The following is a 21,648-nucleotide window of genomic DNA, read 5'->3' as shown; positions in this document are numbered from 1 at the left end:
CGCTTTCACTTTGCCACCGAGCGTGAGGGGATCCCAATCGGATACGCGGCCGGCCTCCGCATCATCGAGGCCCTCCTGAACGAGGCGGCGCACAACTTCGAGGCGAGTGGCCAAGGTCTCCAAGCGCTCGGCCTCCCGAGCTTGCATTGAAGGATGCAAAGCATCGAGGGCAGTCAAGGCGCGTTGTTTGGCCGTGTCCATGTCTGGCAGCGTAGCCGAAATCGTCTCGACAGGCGAGGCGGATGGCCCGGGGGCGAAGTGGGGCGAGGAAATCACGGCGGCGGTCCTTGCTGCGGTCGTTCATCATCGCAACCGCGTCACACAACCCACCAGCGTCCGCCGGTTGCAGGCTCAGTCTTCCCCGCCCTCGACAAACAGGCCGAACTGCGCCGGCCCGTTGCGGGGCTCGGCCAGCCCCAGATGCCTGAACGCCTGCGGGGTCAGCAGCCGGCCGCGGGGCGTGCGCTGGAGGAAGCCCTGCTGCAGCAGGTAGGGCTCGATGATGTCCTCGATGGCGTCGCGCGGCTCGGAGAGCGCCGCCGCGATGGTCTCGATGCCGACGGGGCCGCCGCCGAAGTTCACGGCCACCATTTCGAGGTAGCGCCGGTCCATCATGTCGAGGCCGATCGCGTCCACGTCGAGCAGCTTAAGCGCCTTGTCGGCGACGGCCCGCGTCACCGTCTCGGCGCCGTCCACGATGGCGAAATCGCGCACGCGGCGGAGCAGGCGGCCGGCGATGCGCGGCGTGCCGCGAGCGCGCTTGGCAATCTCGTTGGCGCCGTCCGGGGCCATGTTGAAGCCGAGCACGCGCGCGCCGCGGCTGACGATGAGCTCCAGCTCGTCCACGGTGTAGAAGTTCAGCCGGATCGGGATGCCGAAGCGGTCGCGCAGCGGCGTCGTCAGCAGGCCGGCGCGGGTGGTGGCGCCCACGAGGGTGAACTTGGCGAGGTCGATCTTCACCGAGCGAGCGGCCGGGCCTTCGCCGATGATGAGATCGAGCTGATAGTCCTCCATGGCGGGGTAGAGGATTTCCTCCACGGCCGGGTTGAGGCGGTGGATCTCGTCGATGAAGAGCACGTCGCGCTCTTCGAGATTGGTGAGCTGGGCGGCGAGGTCGCCCGCCTTGGCGATCACCGGGCCGGATGTGGAGCGGAAATTGACGCCGAGCTCGCGCGCCACGATCTGCGCCAGCGTGGTCTTGCCGAGCCCGGGCGGGCCGACGAAGAGCACATGGTCCAGCGCCTCGCGCCGCGCCTTCGCGGCCTCGATGAACACCTTCATGTTGGCGCGGGCCGCGGCCTGGCCGACAAAGTCGTCCAGAACCAGCGGGCGGATCGAGGTTTCGATATCGTCCTCGCGCTTTTCAGCCTGCACGAGGCGGCGGGGCGGCGGCGTCACCATGCGTCAGCCCTCACCGCGCCAACTCCCGCAGCCCGAGCCGAATGAGCTGCGGCACCTCCGCGCCCTCGCCGCCGTTCTTCAGCGCGGCGGCCACGGCGGCTGAAGCCTGCGCCTGGGCGTAGCCGAGGTTCACCAGCGCCGACACTGCGTCCGCCACGGGCTTGGGCGCCGTGCGGTCCTCCACCGCGCCGGCGAGGCGCACCAGGGCGGGATCGAGGGAGCCGAGGCCGGGGGCCTTGTCCTTGAGTTCGGCGACTATGCGGGCCGCCAGCTTGGGGCCGACGCCCGGCGCGCGGGCCACGGCGGCTTTGTCCTGCGTGCCGATCGCGGTCGCGAGCGCGCCGCCGTCGAGCACCGACAGAATGGCGAGCGCCACCTTGGCCCCCACCCCCTGCACGGACTGCAGAAGGCGAAACCACTCGCGCTCCTGGTCGGTGCGGAAACCGAACAGCCGGATGGCGTCCTCGCGCACCTGCGTCTCAATGGAGAGCACCACGGCTTCGCCGGCCGCCGGCAGGGCGCCGAGCGTCTTGGCCGAGCACTGCACCACGTAGCCGACGCCATGAACGTCGAGGACGATGGAGTCCTCGCCATAGCTGTCGACGGTGCCTTTGAGCTTCCCGATCATCGCCCTATTCCAGCATTCTCAGCGCGCCCGCGCCAGCACGGCGGCTTCCAGCGCGCGGGCGCCGCGGTGCTGGGCATGGGTGAGCGCTACCGCGAGCGCGTCGGCGGCGTCAGCGGATTGAGGGTCGCACCGGGGCAGCAGCACGCGCACCATCATGTGGATCTGGTCTTTTTCGGCGTGGCCGGCCCCCACGATGGTCTTCTTCACCAGGTTCGGGGCGTATTCGGCCACCGAAATCCCGGCCTGCGCCGGCGCCAGCAGCGCGATGCCGCGCGCGTGCCCGAGCTTCAAGGTCGCGCGGGCGTCCTTGTTGACGAAGGTTTCCTCCACGGCGCACTCGTCAGGCTGATGCGCGTGAATCACCTCGGCGAGTTGCTCGTGCAACTGGCGCAGGCGATCGGCGAGCGTCAGCTTGCCATCCGAGTGAACGGAGCCGCAGGCGACGAAGCTCAGGCGCGAGCCCAAGGTGTCGACCACGCCCCATCCCGTGTTGCGGAGGCCGGGGTCGATGCCGAGGATGCGAATCGCCTGGATGCTCATGCAGGCGAGTTAGCCCGAGCGCAGGCTGCGCCGCCAGTGCGGCGGCGCCTCGGCGTCGCTCAGCCGGCGATCTTGGCCATCAGGGCGTCGGAGAATTCGGCGTTGGAGTAGACGTTCTGGACGTCGTCGTTCTCCTCCAGCGTGTCGAGCAGCTTGAGGATCTTCTCGCCGGCTTCGTCGTCCACCGCGATGCTGTTTTGCGCGCGCCAGACCAGCGAGGCCTTGCGGGGCTCGCCGAACTTCTCCTCCAGCGCCTTGGCGACGTCGCGGAGCGACTCCATGGAGGTCACGACCTCGTGGCCGTTCTCGCCGGTGGAGACGTCGTCGGCGCCGGCCTCGATGGCGGCTTCCATCATGGCGTCCTCGCTGGCCGCGCCGGCGTTGAACTCCACCACGCCGACACGGTCGAACATGAACGACACCGCGCCGGTCTCGGCCAGGCTGCCGCCCGCCTTGGTGAAGGCCGAGCGCACTTCGCCGCCGGTGCGGTTGCGGTTGTCGGTGAGCGCCTCGATGATCACCGCGACGCCCCCGGGCGCGTAGCCCTCGTAGCGGATTTCGTCGTAGTTCTCCGAGTCCGTGCCCATCGCCTTCTTAATGGCGCGGTCGACGTTGTCCTTGGGCATGTTCTCGGCGCGGGCGGCCTGGATGGCGGCGCGCAGGCGGGCGTTCATGTTGGGGTCGGGCAGGCCCATCTTGGCCGCGACGGTGATTTCGCGCGCCAGCTTCGAGAAGAGCTTGGACCGCATGGCGTCCTGCCGGCCCTTGCGGTGCATGATGTTCTTGAACTGGGAATGGCCGGCCATGGCGAACCTCAGAGTGAAACGGGCCGGCGCCCCGCGCGCGGCCGGTCGGAATGGAGCGCGCGCCTTATACGTCGCAGCGTCGCGGAAATAAAGGAAGCCGATGGAGCGGGAGCCCCCCGCTATTCCCAGAAGTGCGGACGCGCCTCGGAGAGGTGCGGCCCGATGCGAATGGGCGCGACGTCCAGCGCGTGGCCGGTCTTGTCGCAGACTTCCACGGCGATCCCGGCGAGCGCGCCGGGGCCGTTCGCGGGCTCCATCCGGGCGCCCGGCGTCTTCTGCAGGAAGCGGCGGATTGGCTCCTCCTTGGCCATGCCGAGGATGGAGTCGTAGTCGCCGCACATTCCGGCATCGGACAGATAGGCGGTGCCGCCGGGCAGGATGCGGTGATCGGCGGTCGGCACGTGGGTGTGCGTGCCCACCACCAGGGTGGCGCGGCCGTCCACGAAATGCGCCATCGCAAGCTTCTCGCTAGTGGCTTCGGCGTGCATGTCGATCAGAACCGCGTCGCAGACTTCGCCGAGCGGACAGGCGGCGAGCTCGCGCTCCACCGCCGCGAAGGGATCGTCCAGCGGGTCGATATAGAGCCGGCCCATGGCGTTGACGACCAGCACGCGCGCGCCGTTGCGGGCCTCCACCACGGTCGCGCCGCGGCCGGGCGTGCCGGGCGGATAATTGGCCGGGCGGATCAGCCGGGTCTGGCGCTCGATGAACACAAGCGCCTCGCGCTGGTCGAAGGAGTGGTTGCCCAGCGTCACGGCGTCGGCGCCGGCCGACAGGAGGTCGTCGCAGATGGCCTCCGTGATGCCGAAGCCGCCGGCCGCGTTCTCGCCGTTGATGACGACGCAATCGAGCTTCCAGCGCTCGCGCAGCGCCGGCAGCTGGTCCACGACCACATTGCGGCCGGAGCGCCCGACGACATCACCAAGGAAGAGCAGGCGCATGGGTCAATCTCATAGGTGGGACGGGCGAATGACTTCGCGCTCGGTGAGGATCCAGTCGAGCCGTCGGTCATGCGGTTCAGCGGGCACTCGCTCCACTTCCTGCAGCGAGAATGCAAGGCCTACGATGGTCAGCGGCTTGCCGTCCGCCAACATTCGCTCAATGGCGCGATCGTAATGGCCCTTGCCATAGCCGACGCGGTCGCCGAAGCGGTCAAACGCCGCCATGGGCGCGAGCATGATGCGTGGACGAACCTCCGGCGCGGTCTGGGGAGGTTCGCTCAGGCCGAAACCGGCCTTGTCGAGGGGGTCGCCGAACGCATAGGCGCGGAACTGGAGCCCCGTGTCCCGCACGACCGGCAGGCAGAGCGCGGCGCCAAGCTGGGCGAGGCGGCGCATCAAAGGGCGGGGATCGATCTCGCTGCGGATCGGCCAGAAGCCCGATACCGGGCCATCCGCGAGAACGTCGAGAAAGGGCAGGGGATGCTCGGCCAGCGCCGCGGACATCCGGGCGCGATCGGCCTCCGACAAGGCGTCTCGCCGGGACAGAACGTCCTGGCGGATCGCTGACTTGTCGTTGGTTGTCGTCATCGAAATGCCGAGTGCGGAGCCACAGTGGCCGTGGGACGACCGATCCCGGGAAACCTACAGCGTAGGTGGGTGCCGTGTGCCCGAGTCCAGGGACAAGGGCGGGGACAGCTCCCGTTAGGATCGATAAGGCCCCGGGGATACATGGTCCTCACGCACCCCGCAGCCCCGCGGTCCTGAATCTAGGTAGGCTGAAAGCGAATTGCCAGTCCTATTTGCGGCTCAGTTTCCGCCACGAGACGTGCGCTCGCGCACAGACAAAGCTTGCGGACCGGCGCAGTCAGCCGTTCTGGGTCGGCGCGAGGCTGCGCGCGACCGCTTCGATCCGGTCCGCGGCTTCCATCACGGCGGAGGCGATTTCGGCCTCGGTCTCGCCGAGCGAGCTCTCGACGCGATCATGCGATTCGCGCAGATGGGCGACTTCGCCCTCGAGCCGCGCGATGCGGTTGCGCATCTCCTCGCGCTCGTCGAGGAACGTGATGGCGGCCATCACGGTGAGCCGGTTGTCGCCGATTTCGCCGAAGCCCTTGCGCATCTCGCCAATCTTGGCGTCCACCTCGGCCGCCAGGCTGCGCAGATGGTCTTCCTGGCCGTCGTCGCACGCGATGCGGTAAATCTTTTCGGCAATCGTGACCGTGACTTGTCCCAAACTCACCTCCGACTCGACACGCCCACGCGCCGACGATGACTAGCCCCGCCCCACCGCCGCGTCGAGGACCGATCGCACGTCGCCCAGCGCGCGGTCGACGCGCCGGGCGAGTTCGTCGGTGGTCGCCTCCAGCCGCTTGCCATAGGCCACGGAGCCGTCCAGCTCCACGGCGAGCCGTGCGCGGTCGTCCTGCATGAGGGCGAGCTCGGTCTCCAACGTGCCCTTGGATCGCTCCGCCTCGGCGCGTCGCGCCGCCGCGACCTCGAGCACGCTGATGGATGCGAGGAGACGGGCGAGCGCCTGGTCGACGGCAGGGGAGCTAGGCATCGGACTCCGGGCGATAGCGTGGGAGCAGCGCCGATCGGGAGAATCAGGGGGCTGTCGCTTGCTGATAAAAAAAGTGTAGGGGCCGGCCGGATGAGGCGTCAACGCCCGTCCGGCCGGCGAAACGTCCGTCAACACCCCGCCTACGTCGAAAGAACGCCCCGGTGGCGGATCCCGCGCGGCGCTTACGTCTTTCCCGCGAGCGTCCGGCGCGGGGTCGTCATGCGGCGGGCGTAAGACGGGTTTTCGGCCTCGGCCGGGCCTGCTCCCGTAGCGGAAAGGATGAGGCGGGCGAGGCGGCCGGAGCCATCGCGAAGCCTGCCCTCACATTGACTCGCTTTGGCAGGATGCTATCAGTCCGCCCGTTTCCAGCACGGTGAGACCATGAATTTCAGTGACCAGCACGTGCCTATGGCCAACGCCATCCGTTCCCTCGCGATGGACGGCGTCGAGAAGGCGAAATCCGGCCACCCGGGCCTTCCCATGGGCGCGGCCGACGTCGCCACCGTGTTGTTCACGCGCTTCCTGAAATTCGATCCCACCGACCCGCACTGGCCCGACCGCGACCGTTTCGTGCTGTCGGCGGGCCACGGCTCGATGCTGCTTTACTCGCTGCTGTTCCTCACCGGCACGCAGGGCATGGCGCTGGACGACCTGAAGTCGTTCCGGCAGATGGGCTCCAAGACGCCGGGCCACCCGGAATACGGCCATACGCTCGGCGTCGAGACCACGACCGGCCCGCTCGGGCAAGGCCTGGCCACCGCGGTCGGCATGGCGATGGCGGAGCGCCATCTCGCGGCCGAGTACGGCTCCGACATCGTCGACCATCACACCTATGTGCTGGCGTCCGACGGCGACCTCATGGAGGGCATCTCGCACGAGGCGATCGCGCTCGCCGGCCACCTGAAGCTCTCCAAGCTGGTGGTGATGTGGGACGACAACGGCATCTCGATCGATGGCCCCGTGTCGCTGTCCGACAATGTCGACCAGCTGATGCGCTTCCAGGCCGCCGGCTGGGCGGCCGAGCGCGTCGACGGGCATGACCCCGCCGCCATCGAGGCGGCTCTGGAGCGCGCCCGCAAGGCGGACCGCCCGAGCCTGATCGCCTGCAAGACCATCATCGGCTTTGGTTCGCCCAAGCGCGCCGGCACCTCCAAGGCGCATGGCGAGCCGCTGGGCGCCGAGGAGCTCGCGGCCGCCAAGGCGCAGCTCAACATCTCGCCGGAGCCCTTCTCGGTTCCGCCGGACGTGCTCGACGCCTGGCGCGAGTCCAGCCAGCGCGGCAAGCCCGCTCACGAGGCCTGGAAAGAGCGCGTCGCCAAGCTGGACCCGGCGGTCCGCGCCGAGTTCGAACGTCGCCAGAGCGGCGCCCTGCCGGGCGGCTTCAAGGCGGCCATGAAGGGCTTGAAGGACAAGCTCGCGGCCGAGCCGCCGACGCTGGCGACGCGCAAGTCGTCCGAGCTGGCGCTGGAGACCATCACAGAAGCAGTGCCCGAGCTGTTGCTCGGCTCCGCCGACCTGACCGGCTCCAACAACACGCGCACCAAGAACGCCCAGCCGATCACGCCGGCGGACTTCTCGGGCCGCTACATCCATTACGGCATCCGCGAGCACGGCATGGCGGCCGCCATGAACGGCATGGCGCTGCATGGCGGCGTGATCCCGGGCGGCGGCACCTTCATGGTGTTCACGGACTACTGCCGTCCCGCGATCCGCCTGTCGGCGCTGATGGGCCTGCGCGTCGTCTACGTGATGACGCACGACTCGATCGGCCTCGGCGAGGACGGGCCGACGCACCAGCCTGTGGAGCATCTGGCGGCCCTGCGCGCCATCCCGCACCTCAACGTGTTCCGCCCGGCCGACGCCATGGAGACGGCCGAGTGCTGGCAATACGCGCTGGAGCACAAGACCGCTCCCAGCATCCTGGCGCTGACACGCCAGAACCTCACGCCCTTCCGCAAGACCGCGACCGATGAAAACCTGTGCGCCAAGGGGGCCTACGAGGCTTCGCCGGCGAGCGGCGGCGCCGCAAAGGTTTCCATTTTCGCGTCGGGGTCCGAGGTCGAGATCGCGTTCGGGGCTCAGAAGCTGCTGGCCGACAAGGGCGTGCCCGCCCGCGTCGTCTCCGTGCCGTGCATGGACCTGTTCCTGGCGTTGCCCGAGGCGGAGCGTGCGGCCGTGATCGGCGACGCACCGGTGAAGATCGCCGTCGAGGCCGGCCTGCGCATGGGCTGGGACGAGGTGATCGGCTCGGACGGACTGTTCGTCGGAATGACGGGCTTTGGGGCGAGCGGCCCCTACAAGGAACTCTACGCCCACTTCGGCATCACGGCCGAGGCGGTGGCGGAGAAAGCCGCGGCGCGGGTCTGAACCCACGCCTCATTTTTGCAGGCCCCGCGCAACCTTGGCCTCGGCTTTGCGTTGCGGCGGGGAGAGTTGGAGAAGGATGAGATCATGACCGTACGCGTCGCCATCAACGGATTTGGCCGTATCGGCCGCAACGTGCTGCGGGCCATCATCGAGTCCGGCCGGACCGACATCGAGGTCGTGGCCATCAACGACCTCGGCCCGGTCGAGACCAACGCCCACCTGATGCGCTACGACAGCGTGCATGGCCGGTTCCCCGGCACGGTGACGGTCGAGGGCGACACCATCAACGTGGGCCGCGGGCCCATCAAGGTGACGGCCGTCCGCAACCCGGCCGAGCTGCCGCACAAGGATCTCGGCGTCGACATCGCGCTGGAGTGCACGGGCATCTTCACGTCGCGCGACAAGGCCGCCGCCCATCTGCAGGCGGGCGCCAAGCGCGTCATCGTGTCGGCTCCGGCCGACGGCGCGGACCTGACGGTGGTGTACGGCGTCAACCACGACAAGCTGACGAAGGACCACCTCGTCATCTCCAACGCGTCGTGCACGACGAACTGCCTCGCCCCGGTCGCCAAGGTGCTGAACGAGGCCTTCGGCATCGAGCGCGGCATGATGACGACGATCCACTCCTACACGGGCGACCAGCCGACGCTGGACACCATGCACAAGGATCTCTACCGCGGCCGCGCTGCGGCGCTGTCGATGATCCCGACCTCCACGGGCGCGGCCAAGGCGGTCGGCCTCGTGCTGCCCGAGCTCAACGGCAAGCTCGACGGCTTCGCGCTGCGCGTGCCGACCCCGAACGTCTCGGTGGTGGACCTGAAGTTCATCGCCAAGCGGGCGACCTCCAAGGAGGAGATCAACGCCGCCATCAAGGCCGCGGCCGATGGCCCGCTGAAGGGCATCCTGGGCTACACGACCGAGAAGAACGTCTCGATCGACTTCAACCACGACCCTCACTCGTCCATCTTCCACATGGACCAGACCAAGGTCATGGAGGGCACGCTGGTGTCGATCCTGTCCTGGTACGACAACGAGTGGGGCTTCTCGAACCGCATGTCCGACACCGCCGTCGCGATGGGCAAGCTGCTCTGAGAGCCTGACGTGTGACCCGCCTCCGGCCACGGCCGGGGGCGTCTTCGCTTTGGGGCCTAAGGCCCTCCGACAGAGGACATCATGACCGCCTTCCGCACTCTCGACAGCGCTGACGTCTCGGGCAAGCGCGTATTGCTTCGCGTGGACCTCAACGTGCCGATGGAGAACGGCAAGGTGTCGGACGCCACCCGCATCGAGCGGGTGCTGCCGACGATCCGCGAGATCGCCGACAAGGGCGGCAAGGTGGTGCTGCTGGCGCATTTCGGCCGTCCTAAGGGCCGAGACCTCAAGGAAACGCTGCGGCCCGTGGCGGCCGTCGTCGCCGAGCATCTCGGCCGCCCGGTCGGCTTCGCGGAGGATTGCGTCGGCCCGGCCGCCAAGGCCGCCGTGGACGCCATGAAGCCGGGCGACGTGGTGCTGCTGGAAAACACCCGCTTCCACCCCGAGGAAGAAAAGAACGCCCCCGCCTTCGTGAAGGCGCTCGCCGAGAACGGCGACCTGTGGGTCAGCGACGCCTTCTCGGCGGCGCACCGCGCCCACGCGTCGACCGAGGGTCTCGGCCATGTGCTGCCGGCTTATGCGGGCCGCACCATGCAGGCCGAGGTCGAGGCGCTCGCGCATGCGCTCGAGGCCCCCAAGCGGCCGGTTCTGGCCGTGGTGGGCGGCGCCAAGGTGTCGTCCAAGCTGGAATTGCTCGGCAATCTGGTGAAGAAGGTCGACATCCTGGTGATCGGCGGCGGCATGGCCAACACGTTCCTGGCCGCCCAGGGCAAGGCTGTCGGCAAGTCGCTGTGCGAGAAGGACCTGCTCGACACGGCTCGCTCGATCCTGGAGACCGCCAAGGGCGCGAACTGCGAGATCGTGCTGCCCGTGGACGCCACGGTGGCGTCGGAGTTCAAGGCCCACGCGGCCAACAAGGTCGTGTCCGTGGACGCCGTCGGCCCTGAGGACATGATCCTCGACATCGGTCCGGCATCCATCGAAACCGTGAAGGGCAAGCTCGCGCAGGCCAAGACGCTGGTCTGGAACGGCCCCTTTGGGGCTTTCGAGCTGGAGCCCTTCGACACGGGCACCAACGCGGTCGCCCGCGAGGCGGCGCGGCTCACCAAGGCCGGCGGGCTGCTCTCGGTGGCGGGCGGCGGCGATACCGTGTCGGCGCTCAACCATGCGGGCGCGGCCGAGGATTTCTCCTACGTGTCCACGGCCGGCGGCGCCTTCCTGGAGTGGCTGGAAGGCAAGCCGCTGCCGGGCGTCGAGATTCTCCGCCTGCGCTGACTTGGCCGCAGGCTTACAAACGACCACCTTATCGACATCAACGCCTGTAATGTCTGGCGTATCGTCCGGGAGACAAGAACCATGGCGCGCATCACCCTGAGGCAGCTTCTGGATCACGCCGCCGAGCACGGCTATGGCGTTCCGGCCTTCAACATCAACAACATGGAGCAGGCGCTCGCCATCATGGCGGCGGCCGACGCCACCGATGCGCCTGTGATCATCCAGGCCTCGCGCGGCGCGCGCTCCTACGCCAACGACATCATGCTGAAGCACATGATGGACGCCGTGACGGAGATCTACCCGCAGATCCCGGTCTGCGTGCACCTCGACCACGGCAACAACGCCGCGACCTGCATGACGGCCATCCAGGCCGGCTTCACGTCCGTGATGATGGACGGCTCGCTCAAGGAAGATGGCAAGACCCCCGGTGATTGGGAGTATAATGTCGGCGTCACCAAGACGGTGGTCGACATGTCCCATCTGGGCGGCATCTCGGTCGAAGGCGAACTCGGCGTGCTCGGCTCGCTCGAAACCGGCATGGGCGAGAAGGAAGACGGCCATGGCGCCGAGGGCAAGCTCAGCCACGACCAGTTGCTGACCAACCCCAAGGAGGCGGTCGACTTCGTGCGCGCCACCAAGGTGGATGCGCTCGCGATCGCGATGGGCACCTCGCACGGCGCCTACAAGTTCTCCCGCAAGCCGGACGGCGCCATCCTGGCGATGAACGTCATCGAGGAGATTCACCGGCTGCTGCCCAACATGCATCTGGTGATGCACGGGTCGTCGTCGGTGCCGCAGGACCTGCAGGACATCATCAACGAGTTCGGCGGCAAGATGCCTCAGACCTGGGGCGTTCCGGTCGAGGAGATCCAGCGCGGCATCAAACACGGCGTGCGCAAGATCAACATCGACACCGACAACCGGATGGCGATGACGGGCCAAATCCGCAAGGTGTTCGCGCAGAGCCCCGGCGAGTTCGACCCGCGCAAGTATCTGAAGCCCGCCATGGACGCCATGACCAAGCTGTGCAAGCAGCGGCTCGAGGAGTTCGGCACCGCCGGCAAGGCGTCCAAAATCGGCAAGATCATCACGCTGTCCGACATGGCCAAGCGCTATGCCTCGGGCGCGCTCGACCCGCAGTTCGGGGCGTCCGCCCAGGCGGCCGAGTAAGCCACAAGGCCGCTTGCGGCTCCTTTCCGGCGCGATTCCTGCGCCGGCCTGTTCATCCAGGCTCCGGGCTTTGCGGCCCGGAGCCTTCGCACGATCGCCAGGACCATGACCGCTGACGCCACCACTGCCCGCCTCGTCCTCATGACGCCGCCCGTCCAGGACGCCGACGGCTGGCCCGGGACGATGGGCGACGCCCTGCTGGCGGCCGTCGCGGCCGCTCCGGTGGACGCCGTGCTGCTGCGTCTGCCCAAGCTCGACGAGCGGAGCCTGCTCAAGGCGCTGAAGCCTCTGATCGCGCGCCTGCAGGAGCACAATGTCGCGGTGTTGATCGAGGACGCTCCGGAACTCGTCGCCCGCTCCGGCGCGGACGGCGCCCATGTGAGCGACCCCGCTAAGCTGCACGAAGCGGCGGAAGCCATGAAGACGCTGGGCCGCATGGTCGGCGTCGGCAATCTGCGGGCCCGCCACGACGCCATGGAGGCGGCCGAGGAGGGCACCGACTACGTTCTCTTCGGCGAGCCCCGTCGCGACGGCAGCCTGCCGCCGCTCTCGGGCGTGCTGGAGCGCGCCCAGTGGTGGGCCGAACTGTTCCAGACGCCTTGCATTGCGTATGCGCCGACGCTGGACGACGTGGCTGCGTTGGCCGCGACGGGGTGCGAGTTCGTGGCGCTTGGCGAAGCCGTGTTCGCCCATTCGGGCGGTCCCGCCGAGGCCATGACGCTGGCCCTTGCGGCGCTCCAGAAGAGCGCAGAGGCTCCGGCCCGGTGAGGTTCACGCGCAGCAGGCTCTTGCGGGCGGCGCGCCTGGGCGCGGCTATCGCGGCCCTCCTGGCTGCGCAACCCGGACACGCCCAGACGGCCACGCCTGAGACCAGCGCCCCGGCGGCCCAGCCGCAGCCCTCCGTCACCCCGCCCGCGCCGGAAACCGCCGCGCCCGCGGCGCCGGCCCAGCCCCTCGACGTCGCCTATGGCGCCTATCAGCGCGGGCTCTACATCACGGCCTTCCGCGAAGCGACCAAGCGCATCGCGGAGGATCCGAACGACGCGGCCGCGATGACGCTGCTCGGCGAGCTTTACAGCGCCGGGCTGGGCGTCGCGCAGGATTGGACCAAGGCTGCCGAATGGTACCGCCTCGCCGCCGGACGCGGCGACCCCAACGCGGCCTTCGCGCTGGCGATGCTGAAACTCGACGGCAAGGGCACGCCACGCGACGCCGCCGAAGGTCGCCGCCTGCTGGAGAGCGCGGCCGACGCGGTGCCGGACGCCGCCTATACGCTCGGCCTCATGCTGCTGCAGGAGAACAAGGCGGAGAGCGACAAGCGGGCCGTGCAGCTTTTCCGGGACGCCGCTGACGCGGGCGACGCGGATGGCGAATACGCGCTCGCGGTGGTGCTGCGCGACGGGCGCGGCGTTCCGCGCGACAACGCCCAGGCGGCGGCCTGGATGGGCCGCGCCGCGCGCGACCGCAACGTCTCCGCGCAGGTCGAATACGGCATCATGCTGTTCAACGGCGATGGCGTGCGCAAGGACGAGACCGCCGGCGCCAAGATGTTCCTGAGCGCAGCCGAGCAGGGCAACCCGGTGGCGCAGAACCGCCTGGCGCGCATCTACGCCGCAGGCCGGGGATTGCCAAAAAACGTCATCGAGGCGGCCAAATGGCACGCGATCGCGACGAACCAGGGCATCAAGGACCCGTGGCTCGACGAAAACCTGAAGGGGCTAAGCCCCGAGGACCGGCGCAAGGCCGACGAGGCCGTCCGCAAGTGGCTGGGCAACTAGGGCGCTTTGGCCTGAGCTGCCGACGCTGCGGCGTTCGATCAAAACCCCTTCCTGCTTGACCTCGCCCGGCCCGTCGTGCTTTTGGGCGCGTTCTCCTCCCACGAAAGACCTTCGCGCATGGCCCGTATCAGCGGCAACGACATCCGTCCCGGCATGGCCATCAACCATGACGGCGGCCTCTGGGTCGCGGTGAAGACCGAGAAGGTCAAGCCTGGCAAGGGCCCGGCCTACAACCAGGTCGAGCTCAAGAACCTGATCGACGGCCGCAAGCTGAACAACCGCTTCGGAACGGACGACCGGGTCGAGGAGATCTCGCTCGAATATCGCGAGTTCCAGTTCCTCTATGTCGAGGGCGACAAGCTCGTGTTCATGAACAACGAGACCTTCGAGCAGATCGAGTTGCCGAAGGAGTTCGTGGGCGATAGCGCCGCGTTCCTGCAGGACGGCATGACGGTGACGTTGCGCCTGCATCAGGAGCGGCCGATCAGCATCCGCTTGCCCGAGCAGGTGGTGCTCACCATCACGGAAGCCGATCCGGTGATGAAGGGCCAGACGGCCGCCTCGTCATACAAGCCCGCCCGGCTCGAGAACGGCTTGCGCATCCTGGTGCCGCCTTTCATCAACGCCGGCGAGAAGGTCGTCGTCGACACGACCGAAATCACCTATGTACGGCGCGCCGAATAAGATCGCCTCCGCGCCGCAGCCCCCGCCGACGAACAAGACCAGAGACACGCCATGATCCGCTCCGCCCTGATGACCGTGATGGTCGACGCCGTGATGAAGGCCGCCAAGGGCCTGCGCCGCGACTTTGGCGAGGTCGAGAACCTCCAGGTGTCCCGCAAGGGGCCCGGCGACTTCGTGTCCCTGGCGGATCATCGTGCGGAGAAGACGCTGCAGGAGTCGCTCGAAAAGGCGCGGCCGGACTTCGGCTTCGTGATGGAGGAGAGCGGTGTCGTCGAAGGGCGTGACAAGACGCATCGCTGGCACATCGATCCGCTCGACGGCACCACGAACTTCCTTCATGGCATCCCGCATTTCTGCATCTCGGTCGGGCTCGAGCGCGAGAACCTGCTGGTCGCGGGCGTGATCTACGACGTCATCAAGGACGAGCTCTTCATCGCCGAGCGGGGCAAGGGCTGCTTCCTGAACAACAAGCGCATGCGCGTCGCCGCCCGCACGGACCATCTCGACGGCGTGTTCGCAACCGGCATCCCGACGCTGGGCCGTCGCGACCATCCGGGCTACCTGAAGCAGTTATCGCGCGTGATGCTGAAGTCCAGCGGCGTGCGCCGCATGGGCGCGGCCGCGCTGGACCTCGCCTGGGTGGCGGCCGGTCGCTATGACGGCTACTGGGAGCAGGGCCTGAACTCGTGGGACCTGGCGGCCGGCGCTCTGATGATCCGTGAGGCCGGCGGCTACGTCACGGATGCGTTCGGCAAGGACGACGTGTTCACGGCCGATACGCTCGTGGCCGGCAACGAGGACATGCACCGGGCGCTGCTGAACATCCTCAAGGACGCGCGCGCCGCGACCGCATAGCGCTTTCCTGTTGTCCGGATTAAGGATTACGCGCCCGCCGCCTTGAATGAGGCGGGCAGGGGCGCGAACATGGCCGCCCCGATCGCGAGGCCCCATGGCGATTCCTCTCGAAATCCAGCGTTTGTCTTCTCCGCGGCGCCATCTGCTGCGGATGGCCGTGTTCCTGATCCTCGCCGCCTTTGTGGCCCTGATCCTCTACAAGGCGATCTGGAACGCCTTTCTGGCCAATCCAGGCCTGAACGGGCTGATCTTCGGCGTGCTGCTGATCGGCATCATCCTGGCGTTCCGGCAGGTGATCCGGCTGTTTCGCGAGATCCGCTGGGTGAACGCCGTGCGGGCGCCGAACCTCGAGAACCGCAACATCGAACCGCCGGTGCTGCTCGCCCCGATGGCCGCGATCCTGCTGAACCGCCAGGGGCCGAGCGCCGGCTCGGTGACCGTCACCCCGGCGATGCTGCGCTCGCTGCTGGACTCGGTCGGCATGCGTCTCGACGAGTCGCGCGACATCGGCCGCTACCTGACGGGCCTGCTGGTGTTCCTTGGACTTCTTGGCACCTTTTGGGGCCTCCTGGAGACCGTCGGCTCGGTCGGCCGCGTGATCCAGACCATGAAGGGCGGGGCGGACGCCACGCTGATGTTCGAGGACCTCAAGAGCGGGCTCGCCGCGCCGCTGGCCGGCATGGGCATCTCGTTCTCGTCCTCGCTGTTCGGCCTCGCCGGATCGCTCGTGCTCGGCTTTCTCGACCTGCAGGCCGCGCAGGCGCAGAACCGCTTCTACAACGAGGTGGAGGACTGGCTTTCGACCACGGTCGCGGAGCCGACGCCCGAAGCCTTGCCGATGATCGGCAGCGGCAGCGGCACGGATGTGCGCGCCGCGCTGGACCGGCTCAGCTTCGCCGTGCAGGAGGCCACCGGCAGCCGCGGCACCACGGCGGCGCTCGCCAACCTGGCGGAAGGCATCCAGGCGCTCGTGCATCACATGCGCTCCGAGCAGCAGCTCATCCGCGACTGGGTGGAGAGCCAGGCCGGGCGTGACGCCGACATGCGCAAGCTGCTGGAGCGCATCGCCGCCGAGGACATGCGCCGATGAGCCTCGGGCGCACGCGGCGAGGCCAGCGCCCCATCGATTACTGGCCCGGCTTCGTGGACGCGCTGTCGACGCTGGTGCTCGCCATCGTGTTCCTGCTGTCGGTGTTCGTGCTGGCGCAGTTCTTCCTGAGCCAGCAGGTCACCGACAAGGACCAGGCGCTGGTGCGGCTTACCCGGCAGATCTCCGAGCTCACCGACCTGCTCGCGCTGGAGCGCGTCGGCCGCAAGAGCTCGGACGACAACGTGCTACTCCTGTCCGACACGCTGAAAGCGGCCGAGAACGAGCGCAACCGGCTGCAGGGGCTCGTCGACTCCAGCTCGGCCGGGGCGGCGGCGGCTGGCGGGCAGGTGGCGGCGCTCAGCAAGGAAGTGGAGACGCAGCGCCAGCTCGCCGCGCGGGCCGCCAACCAGGTCGAGATCCTGAATCAGCAGATCGCCGCCATGCGTCGGCAACTCGCGGCCCTGGAGGAGGCGCTGAACGCCTCGGAATCGCGCGACAAGGAAAGCCAGGCGCGCATCGCCGACTTGGGCTCGCGGCTGAACGTGGCGCTCGCCCAGAAGGTGCAGGAGCTGGCGCGCTACCGATCCGATTTCTTCGGTCGCCTCCGGCAGGTGCTGGGCAACCGGCAGGACGTGCGCATCGTCGGCGACCGCTTCGTGTTCCAGTCAGAGGTGCTGTTCGATCCCGGCGCGGCGGGCGTGAACCCGGCCGGCACGGCCGAACTCGACCGGCTGGCGGCCGCGCTGGTGACGCTGGACCGCGAGATCCCGGGCGACATCCCGTGGATCATGCGGGTGGACGGCCACACCGACAAGCGGCCGCTCTCGGGCTCGGGGATCTACAAGTCCAATTGGGACCTCTCGGCCGCGCGCGCGATCGCGGTGGTGCAATACCTCGTCTCGAGGGGCGTGCCGCCGCAGCGGCTCGGCGCCACGGGCTTTGGCGAGTTCCAGCCGCTGGAGCTGGGCGACACCGACGAGGCCTTCAAGCGCAACCGACGGATCGAGCTCAAGCTGACGGAGCGGTGATGCGCATCCGACCCATGGAAGATAACGATCTGGCCGCCATGACGCAGCTCTGGGTCGAGAGCTGGCGGGACGTGATGCGCCAGATCGACTTCGAGGCGCGGCGGGGATGGTTCGAGGGCCGCATCGCGAGCCTGCGGGCGGACGGCGTCGGGGTGTTCGTGGCCGAGGACGACGAGGGGCTGCTCGGCTTCGTGACCATCGATGCGCGCAACGGCCATCTCGACCAGCTCGCCGCCGCGCCGCGCAGCTGGGGGCAGGGCGCCGGGCTGGCGCTGCTGAACCATGCCAAGGCGCTGTCGCCCACCGGCGTGCGGCTGGAGGTGAACGCCGGCAACGACCGGGCGCTGCGCTTCTACGAGCGCGAGGGCTTCCGGCGCACCGGGGAGGGCGTCAGCGCCGCCTCCGGGCTGCCGCTGTTCCACTACGCCTGGGAGCCCTGAGCGGCTACTCGGCGGCGCGCACGGCCAGCGCGGCGGCCCCGGCCTCGAACTGTAGGCGCGCCAGGCGGGCATAGAGGCCGTTGCGGTTGACGAGCTCGGAATGCTTGCCCTGCTCGACGATGCGGCCCTCGTCCATCACCAGAATGCGGTCGGCCTTCAGGATGGTGGCCAGCCGGTGCGCGATCACGATGGTGGTGCGCCCCTCCATCAACCCGTCCAGCGCCTCCTGCACCAGGGTCTCGCTCTCGGCGTCCAGCGCCGACGTGGCTTCGTCGAGGAGGAGGATGGGGGCGTCGCGCAGGAGCGCGCGCGCGATGGCGATGCGCTGGCGCTGCCCGCCCGAGAGCGTGACGCCGCGCTCGCCCACGCGCGTGTCATACCCCTCCGGCAACGCCTCGATGAAGCGGTCGGCGGCGGCCTGGCGCGCGGCTTCGCGCATCTGCGCGTCGGTGGCGTCGGGCCGGCCATAGCGCAGGTTTTCGGCGATGGTGGCGCCGAACACCACCGGGTCCTGCGGCACAAAGGCGATGCGCCGGCGCAGGGCCTCGGGGTCGGCTTCCACGAGCGGCACGCCGTCCACCAGCACGCGGCCTGCCTGCGGGTCGTAGAAGCGCAGCAGCAGCTGAACCACGGTGCTCTTGCCGGCTCCGGACGGGCCCACGATGGCGACGCGCTCGCCCGGCGCGACCGCGAAGGAGAGATCCGACAGCACCGGGTGGTCGTCGCGGGTCGCATAAGCGAAGTGGACGTCCTCGAACGCGACGGAGCCGACGGGCGGCTGCGGAAACGCGGTGGGGTTGCTCGGCGCCGCGATGCGGGGCTTCACGCCCAGGATCTCGGCGATGCGGCCGGCGGCGCCCGCCGCCGCGCTGACCTCGCTCCAGACCTGCGAGAGCTCGCCGAGCGCGCCCGCGCCGAACACGGCGTAGAGCACGAACTGCGACAGCCGCCCGCCCGTGATCCGGTTGGCGAGAACGTCCTGCGCGCCGTACCACAGCACCGCCACCACGCTGGCGAAGATCAGGAAGATCGCCACCGCGGTCAGGATCGCGCGCGCCAGCGTGGCCGTGCGGGCGGCGTGGAACGCGTCCTCGGCGGCCTGGGCGAAGCGCGCCAGCGTGGGCTTCTCGGCCGTGAAGGCCTGCATGATGCGGGTCGCGCCGATCGCCTCCGTGGCGAAGGCGGAGGCGTCCGCCAGCCGGTCCTGCGCGAGGCGCGACCGCTGGCGCACCGAGCGGCCGGACGCCACCAGCGGCAGCACGATGAACGGGATGGCGAGCAGCACCAGCCCGGACAGGCGCGGGCTGGTGATCACCATCATGGCGATCGCGCCGATGAACAGCACGAGGTTGCGCAGCGCGATGGAGGCGCTGGCGCCGAACGCCGATTTGATCTGCGTGGTGTCGGCCGTGAGCCGCGAGACGATCTCGCCGGACTTGGCGGTGTCGTAGAAGCTCGGGTCCAATCGCGTCAGATGCGCGAAGACGGCGGTGCGGACATCCGTCATCACGCGCTCGCCAAGCGTCATCACGAGGTAGTAGCGGGCCGCGCTCGCAAAGGCCAACACGGCCACGACCAGGATCATCACCGTGAAGTAGCGGTCGATGAAGCCGGCGTTCTCGGGCGAGAAGCCGTTGTCGATGATCCGGCGCACCGCCAGCGGGATGGCGAGCGTCGCCATGGAGGCCAGTACGAGGGCCGCCAACGCGGCCGCGATCCGGCCGCGGTAGCGCAACGCGAACGGCAGGAGCGGCTGGAGGTCTCGCAGCGACGTCCTGTCCCGTTCGGCAGGGGCGTCCGCGGCCATGGGGGCCACCGGGGCCTGCAACCGGCTGGAAGGCGTCGCTGAAGCGGGATCGGACATCGGTACTCTCGTTTCTGAAACCCGGGCCGTATATCGGAGCCCTGGCCGGCTTGTGCAGCGGTGCGCCCTGCGCTATAGGGGCGCAACATCATTCCAGGCTCCTATAGACGATATTGGGGCGCCGCGGCGACCCTGCGAGGACTACTCATGAAGCCCGAGATTCACCCCGACTACCACACCATCAAGGTCGTGATGACCGATGGCACCGAGTTCCACACCCGCTCGACCTGGGGCAAGGAAGGCGATGTCATGCAGCTCGACATCGATTCCAAGACGCACCCGGCCTGGACCGGCGGCACGCAGCAGCTGATGGACCGTGGTGGCCGCCTGTCGCGCTTCAACACGAAGTTCGGCGGCTTCGGCATCGGCGCCAAGAAGTAAGATCGGCTGCGCCGGCTCCGGCCGGCGCTTTCCGCCCGCGGGTGGAGCCTTTGAATCAAAAAACCCCCGGCTGCGCGCCGGGGGTTTTTGTTTGGGTCGAAGCCCGGCTCGGCGATCCGTGGGACCGTCGAGGCGCGCTCCAAGATCTATCCACCAAGCGCGTTGGTCGTCTCAGCTCCGGAAAGCCGACTGCAGCAGGCGCTGCTGCATGGCCACAGGGTTCGGGATGGTCGGCGCATCCTCGGTCTTGCCTTCCATGAGGCGGTCGAGATGCAAGATGCGGCTCTGCAGGCGCAGGGAGCTGCCGATCAGCATGCGCAGCTGCTCGGGAAGGCTCTCGACCGTCTCGGGGCTGCTCGCGCCGTTCTGGCTCGAGAGGCGCACCTTCTCCTTCTGGCGCTGGGCGTCGTCGGAGGTGAGCTCGCCTTCCGACACGGCGCGCTGCAGCAGCAGCCATGAGGCGAGTTGCATCAGGCGGGTCGTCAGCCGCATGCTCTCGCTCGCATAAGCGAGCGCGGCGAGGCGCGGCAGGTTCTTGGATTCTTCCCGGCCTTCGCCGTCCAGATAGGCGGCCGTGGCCTCCACGAGGGACATGCCCTCGCGAAACAGCGTGCGGAACGCATCCGAGGAGACGAAGCTCTCCGCGAAGGACACGGGCTTCGGGAAAGAAACCTTGTGCTGGATCTCGTTCATCACGCCACTTCTCCGCTCACTGTCGCGGCGCTGGCTCCCTGTCGTCCCGGAACGATCCCGGCGCAGGGTCCAGCCGCCTTCGTGGCGGTACGGAGCAAACATAGCGCCAGCCGGGGCTGGTACGCCACTTTAACTGTTTGTTAACCCTAACGCTGTGGACAGCTCACCCGCAACGCGCGGCCGCCCCCACGGGTTGCGGCAGGCCCAAAATGCCCGACCAGGTTGAGAACGCAAAAAAAAAGCCGCCCGAAGGCGGCTTTGCGGAGTGGGTAAACAGGGAGGCGTCAAACAGAGTGGACAGGAGCCACTCGACATCCAGAAGGAATCTGGATGTTTCATTCATAGTCCCGAAAGCTTAACTGGCCGTTAAGGCGCAGCTTCGCTTTGGTCGCTCCTGTGCCGAAATCGTCCGCCGGGTCGAACCCCGTCCCGGAACGCCACACTGCATCTCTCCGGCGGGGCCGACGAGGCGACCAGCAGCGTCGCCGCCCGCCACGCTCTCATGCGCCTCGCCGGCTTCGCGAGCCGGACGCGAAGCCATCCAGCCTATATGCCCGGCGTTAGCTGGATTGCTTCGCTGTCGCTCGCAATGACGGGGAGGGTGCCACCGACGCTTGCACGAAGGCTGAACTCGCCTCGCCGTCATCCCCGGCGACCTGCGCAGCAGGTCGGGAAGGGAATCCAGGGGCAAAGGCGCTCACTCCTGGATCCTCTTCCCGGCGCTGCGCGCCGCCGGGGATGACGGAGAGAGCCGGGGTGATGACAGAGGGGGCTCCCGCCGATGAGGCGCAACAATCCGCGCGACCGTTCAGCTCTTGAAGAACGCCGAGGCGGCGTCGCGGGAGGCCATCTTGGCGTGCCGGGCGTCCTGGAGGCGGGCGATTTCGGCCTGGAGCTGACTGACGCGCTCGTCGATTTCGTCCACCGACAAGGCCGAGAGGTCCTGCCCGACGGCATGTTGCATCGGCTTGCGTTGGGGCAGGTCGTCTGCGAAGGGATCAGCCATGGTGCGCTCCATCTGCGATGACGGTGCGTGCAGGATAAACAAGCCCGG

23 protein-coding genes and 1 other RNA gene are annotated in these 21,648 nt (G+C 68.5%); 12 read left to right on the top strand and 12 right to left on the bottom strand.

Annotated features, from left to right (window positions below; all coding sequences use genetic code 11):
* Window positions 1-351 precede the first annotated feature (351 nt).
* The 9 genes from ruvB to AC1DSZ_RS14145 all read right to left on the bottom strand — a co-directional run bounded on the left by ruvB (window position 352) and on the right by AC1DSZ_RS14145 (window position 5,877).
* A complete protein-coding gene (ruvB, locus tag AC1DSZ_RS14185; RefSeq protein WP_476838996.1) occupies window positions 352-1,401 on the bottom strand; it encodes a Holliday junction branch migration DNA helicase RuvB in 1,050 nt (349 codons plus the stop codon).
* A gap of 10 nt (window positions 1,402-1,411) precedes the next feature.
* The gene (ruvA, locus tag AC1DSZ_RS14180; RefSeq protein ID WP_476838995.1) at window positions 1,412-2,029 is read right to left on the bottom strand and encodes a Holliday junction branch migration protein RuvA; all 618 of its coding nucleotides are present in this window, start codon (window positions 2,027-2,029) and stop codon (window positions 1,412-1,414) included.
* An 18-nt stretch (window positions 2,030-2,047) separates the two neighbouring features.
* On the bottom strand, window positions 2,048-2,569 hold the full coding sequence (gene ruvC, locus AC1DSZ_RS14175) for a crossover junction endodeoxyribonuclease RuvC (RefSeq protein ID WP_476838994.1): 522 nt from the start codon (window positions 2,567-2,569) through the stop codon (window positions 2,048-2,050).
* 59 nt (window positions 2,570-2,628) lie between these two features.
* Window positions 2,629-3,375: a YebC/PmpR family DNA-binding transcriptional regulator gene (locus tag AC1DSZ_RS14170; protein WP_476838993.1), complete on the bottom strand. Its 747-nt coding sequence runs from the start codon at window positions 3,373-3,375 to the stop codon at window positions 2,629-2,631.
* Between the two features lie 119 nt (window positions 3,376-3,494).
* Complete coding sequence (locus AC1DSZ_RS14165) at window positions 3,495-4,316, bottom strand: TIGR00282 family metallophosphoesterase (RefSeq protein WP_476838992.1); 822 nt, start codon at window positions 4,314-4,316, stop codon at window positions 3,495-3,497.
* A 9-nt stretch (window positions 4,317-4,325) separates the two neighbouring features.
* Window positions 4,326-4,904 (bottom strand): 5-formyltetrahydrofolate cyclo-ligase, encoded by a 579-nt coding sequence (locus AC1DSZ_RS14160; RefSeq protein WP_476838991.1) that lies wholly within the window; start codon window positions 4,902-4,904, stop codon window positions 4,326-4,328.
* A gap of 12 nt (window positions 4,905-4,916) precedes the next feature.
* Window positions 4,917-5,073: non-coding RNA, 6S RNA (gene ssrS / locus AC1DSZ_RS14155), on the bottom strand.
* A 108-nt stretch (window positions 5,074-5,181) separates the two neighbouring features.
* Window positions 5,182-5,556, bottom strand: coding sequence for a cell division protein ZapA (locus AC1DSZ_RS14150; protein WP_476838990.1), 375 nt, complete (start codon window positions 5,554-5,556; stop codon window positions 5,182-5,184).
* A 33-nt stretch (window positions 5,557-5,589) separates the two neighbouring features.
* A complete protein-coding gene (locus tag AC1DSZ_RS14145) occupies window positions 5,590-5,877 on the bottom strand; it encodes a DUF4164 family protein (protein ID WP_188519430.1) in 288 nt (95 codons plus the stop codon).
* A gap of 381 nt (window positions 5,878-6,258) precedes the next feature.
* Here AC1DSZ_RS14145 and tkt point away from each other — a divergent pair, with 381 nt between their 5' ends.
* The 11 genes from tkt (at window position 6,259) to AC1DSZ_RS14090 (ending at window position 17,656) form a co-directional block, all read left to right on the top strand.
* On the top strand, window positions 6,259-8,244 hold the full coding sequence (tkt, locus tag AC1DSZ_RS14140; protein WP_476838989.1) for a transketolase: 1,986 nt from the start codon (window positions 6,259-6,261) through the stop codon (window positions 8,242-8,244).
* An 84-nt stretch (window positions 8,245-8,328) separates the two neighbouring features.
* Window positions 8,329-9,336, top strand: coding sequence for a type I glyceraldehyde-3-phosphate dehydrogenase (gene gap, locus AC1DSZ_RS14135; protein ID WP_476838988.1), 1,008 nt, complete (start codon window positions 8,329-8,331; stop codon window positions 9,334-9,336).
* Window positions 9,337-9,417: 81 nt separating this feature from the next.
* On the top strand, window positions 9,418-10,611 hold the full coding sequence (locus tag AC1DSZ_RS14130) for a phosphoglycerate kinase (RefSeq protein ID WP_476838987.1): 1,194 nt from the start codon (window positions 9,418-9,420) through the stop codon (window positions 10,609-10,611).
* A gap of 81 nt (window positions 10,612-10,692) precedes the next feature.
* Window positions 10,693-11,781 (top strand): class II fructose-bisphosphate aldolase, encoded by a 1,089-nt coding sequence (gene fba / locus AC1DSZ_RS14125; RefSeq protein WP_188519426.1) that lies wholly within the window; start codon window positions 10,693-10,695, stop codon window positions 11,779-11,781.
* Window positions 11,782-11,886: 105 nt separating this feature from the next.
* Window positions 11,887-12,549, top strand: coding sequence for a thiamine phosphate synthase (locus AC1DSZ_RS14120; protein WP_476838986.1), 663 nt, complete (start codon window positions 11,887-11,889; stop codon window positions 12,547-12,549).
* Window positions 12,546-13,559: a tetratricopeptide repeat protein gene (locus tag AC1DSZ_RS14115; protein ID WP_476838985.1), complete on the top strand. Its 1,014-nt coding sequence runs from the start codon at window positions 12,546-12,548 to the stop codon at window positions 13,557-13,559. The genes AC1DSZ_RS14120 and AC1DSZ_RS14115 overlap by 4 nt, the downstream gene beginning before the upstream one ends.
* 117 nt (window positions 13,560-13,676) lie before the next feature.
* Window positions 13,677-14,243: an elongation factor P gene (efp, locus tag AC1DSZ_RS14110; protein ID WP_476838984.1), complete on the top strand. Its 567-nt coding sequence runs from the start codon at window positions 13,677-13,679 to the stop codon at window positions 14,241-14,243.
* A gap of 51 nt (window positions 14,244-14,294) precedes the next feature.
* Window positions 14,295-15,098 (top strand): inositol monophosphatase family protein, encoded by an 804-nt coding sequence (locus tag AC1DSZ_RS14105; protein WP_476838983.1) that lies wholly within the window; start codon window positions 14,295-14,297, stop codon window positions 15,096-15,098.
* A gap of 94 nt (window positions 15,099-15,192) precedes the next feature.
* Window positions 15,193-16,188 carry a flagellar motor protein MotA gene (locus AC1DSZ_RS14100; protein WP_476838982.1) on the top strand — a complete coding sequence of 332 codons (996 nt, stop codon included), beginning with the start codon at window positions 15,193-15,195 and terminating at the stop codon, window positions 16,186-16,188.
* Window positions 16,185-17,216, top strand: coding sequence for a peptidoglycan -binding protein (locus AC1DSZ_RS14095; RefSeq protein ID WP_476838981.1), 1,032 nt, complete (start codon window positions 16,185-16,187; stop codon window positions 17,214-17,216). The genes AC1DSZ_RS14100 and AC1DSZ_RS14095 overlap by 4 nt, the downstream gene beginning before the upstream one ends.
* Window positions 17,216-17,656, top strand: a complete 441-nt coding sequence (locus AC1DSZ_RS14090; protein WP_476838980.1) for an N-acetyltransferase family protein — start codon at window positions 17,216-17,218, stop codon at window positions 17,654-17,656. Before AC1DSZ_RS14095 ends, AC1DSZ_RS14090 begins: the two co-directional genes overlap by 1 nt.
* Before the next feature lie 4 nt (window positions 17,657-17,660).
* Here AC1DSZ_RS14090 and AC1DSZ_RS14085 read toward each other — a convergent pair whose 3' ends face one another.
* Window positions 17,661-19,520, bottom strand: a complete 1,860-nt coding sequence (locus tag AC1DSZ_RS14085) for an ABC transporter transmembrane domain-containing protein (RefSeq protein ID WP_476838979.1) — start codon at window positions 19,518-19,520, stop codon at window positions 17,661-17,663.
* 147 nt (window positions 19,521-19,667) lie between these two features.
* On the opposite strand from AC1DSZ_RS14085, the gene rpmE reads away from it, so the two are divergent.
* On the top strand, window positions 19,668-19,901 hold the full coding sequence (rpmE, locus tag AC1DSZ_RS14080) for a 50S ribosomal protein L31 (RefSeq protein WP_188519418.1): 234 nt from the start codon (window positions 19,668-19,670) through the stop codon (window positions 19,899-19,901).
* Between the two features lie 171 nt (window positions 19,902-20,072).
* Here rpmE and rcdA read toward each other — a convergent pair whose 3' ends face one another.
* Both rcdA and AC1DSZ_RS14070 read right to left on the bottom strand, forming a co-directional pair.
* Window positions 20,073-20,594: a protease adaptor protein RcdA gene (gene rcdA, locus AC1DSZ_RS14075; RefSeq protein ID WP_188519417.1), complete on the bottom strand. Its 522-nt coding sequence runs from the start codon at window positions 20,592-20,594 to the stop codon at window positions 20,073-20,075.
* Between the two features lie 808 nt (window positions 20,595-21,402).
* Window positions 21,403-21,600 carry a DUF1192 domain-containing protein gene (locus tag AC1DSZ_RS14070; RefSeq protein ID WP_476838978.1) on the bottom strand — a complete coding sequence of 66 codons (198 nt, stop codon included), beginning with the start codon at window positions 21,598-21,600 and terminating at the stop codon, window positions 21,403-21,405.
* Window positions 21,601-21,648: the final 48 nt, after the last annotated feature.

It is taken from the genome of Alsobacter sp. P4_H11 (assembly GCF_056400925.1).
Note: the sequence above shows the minus strand (reverse complement) of the source record. Positions and strands in the feature narration are given on the sequence as shown.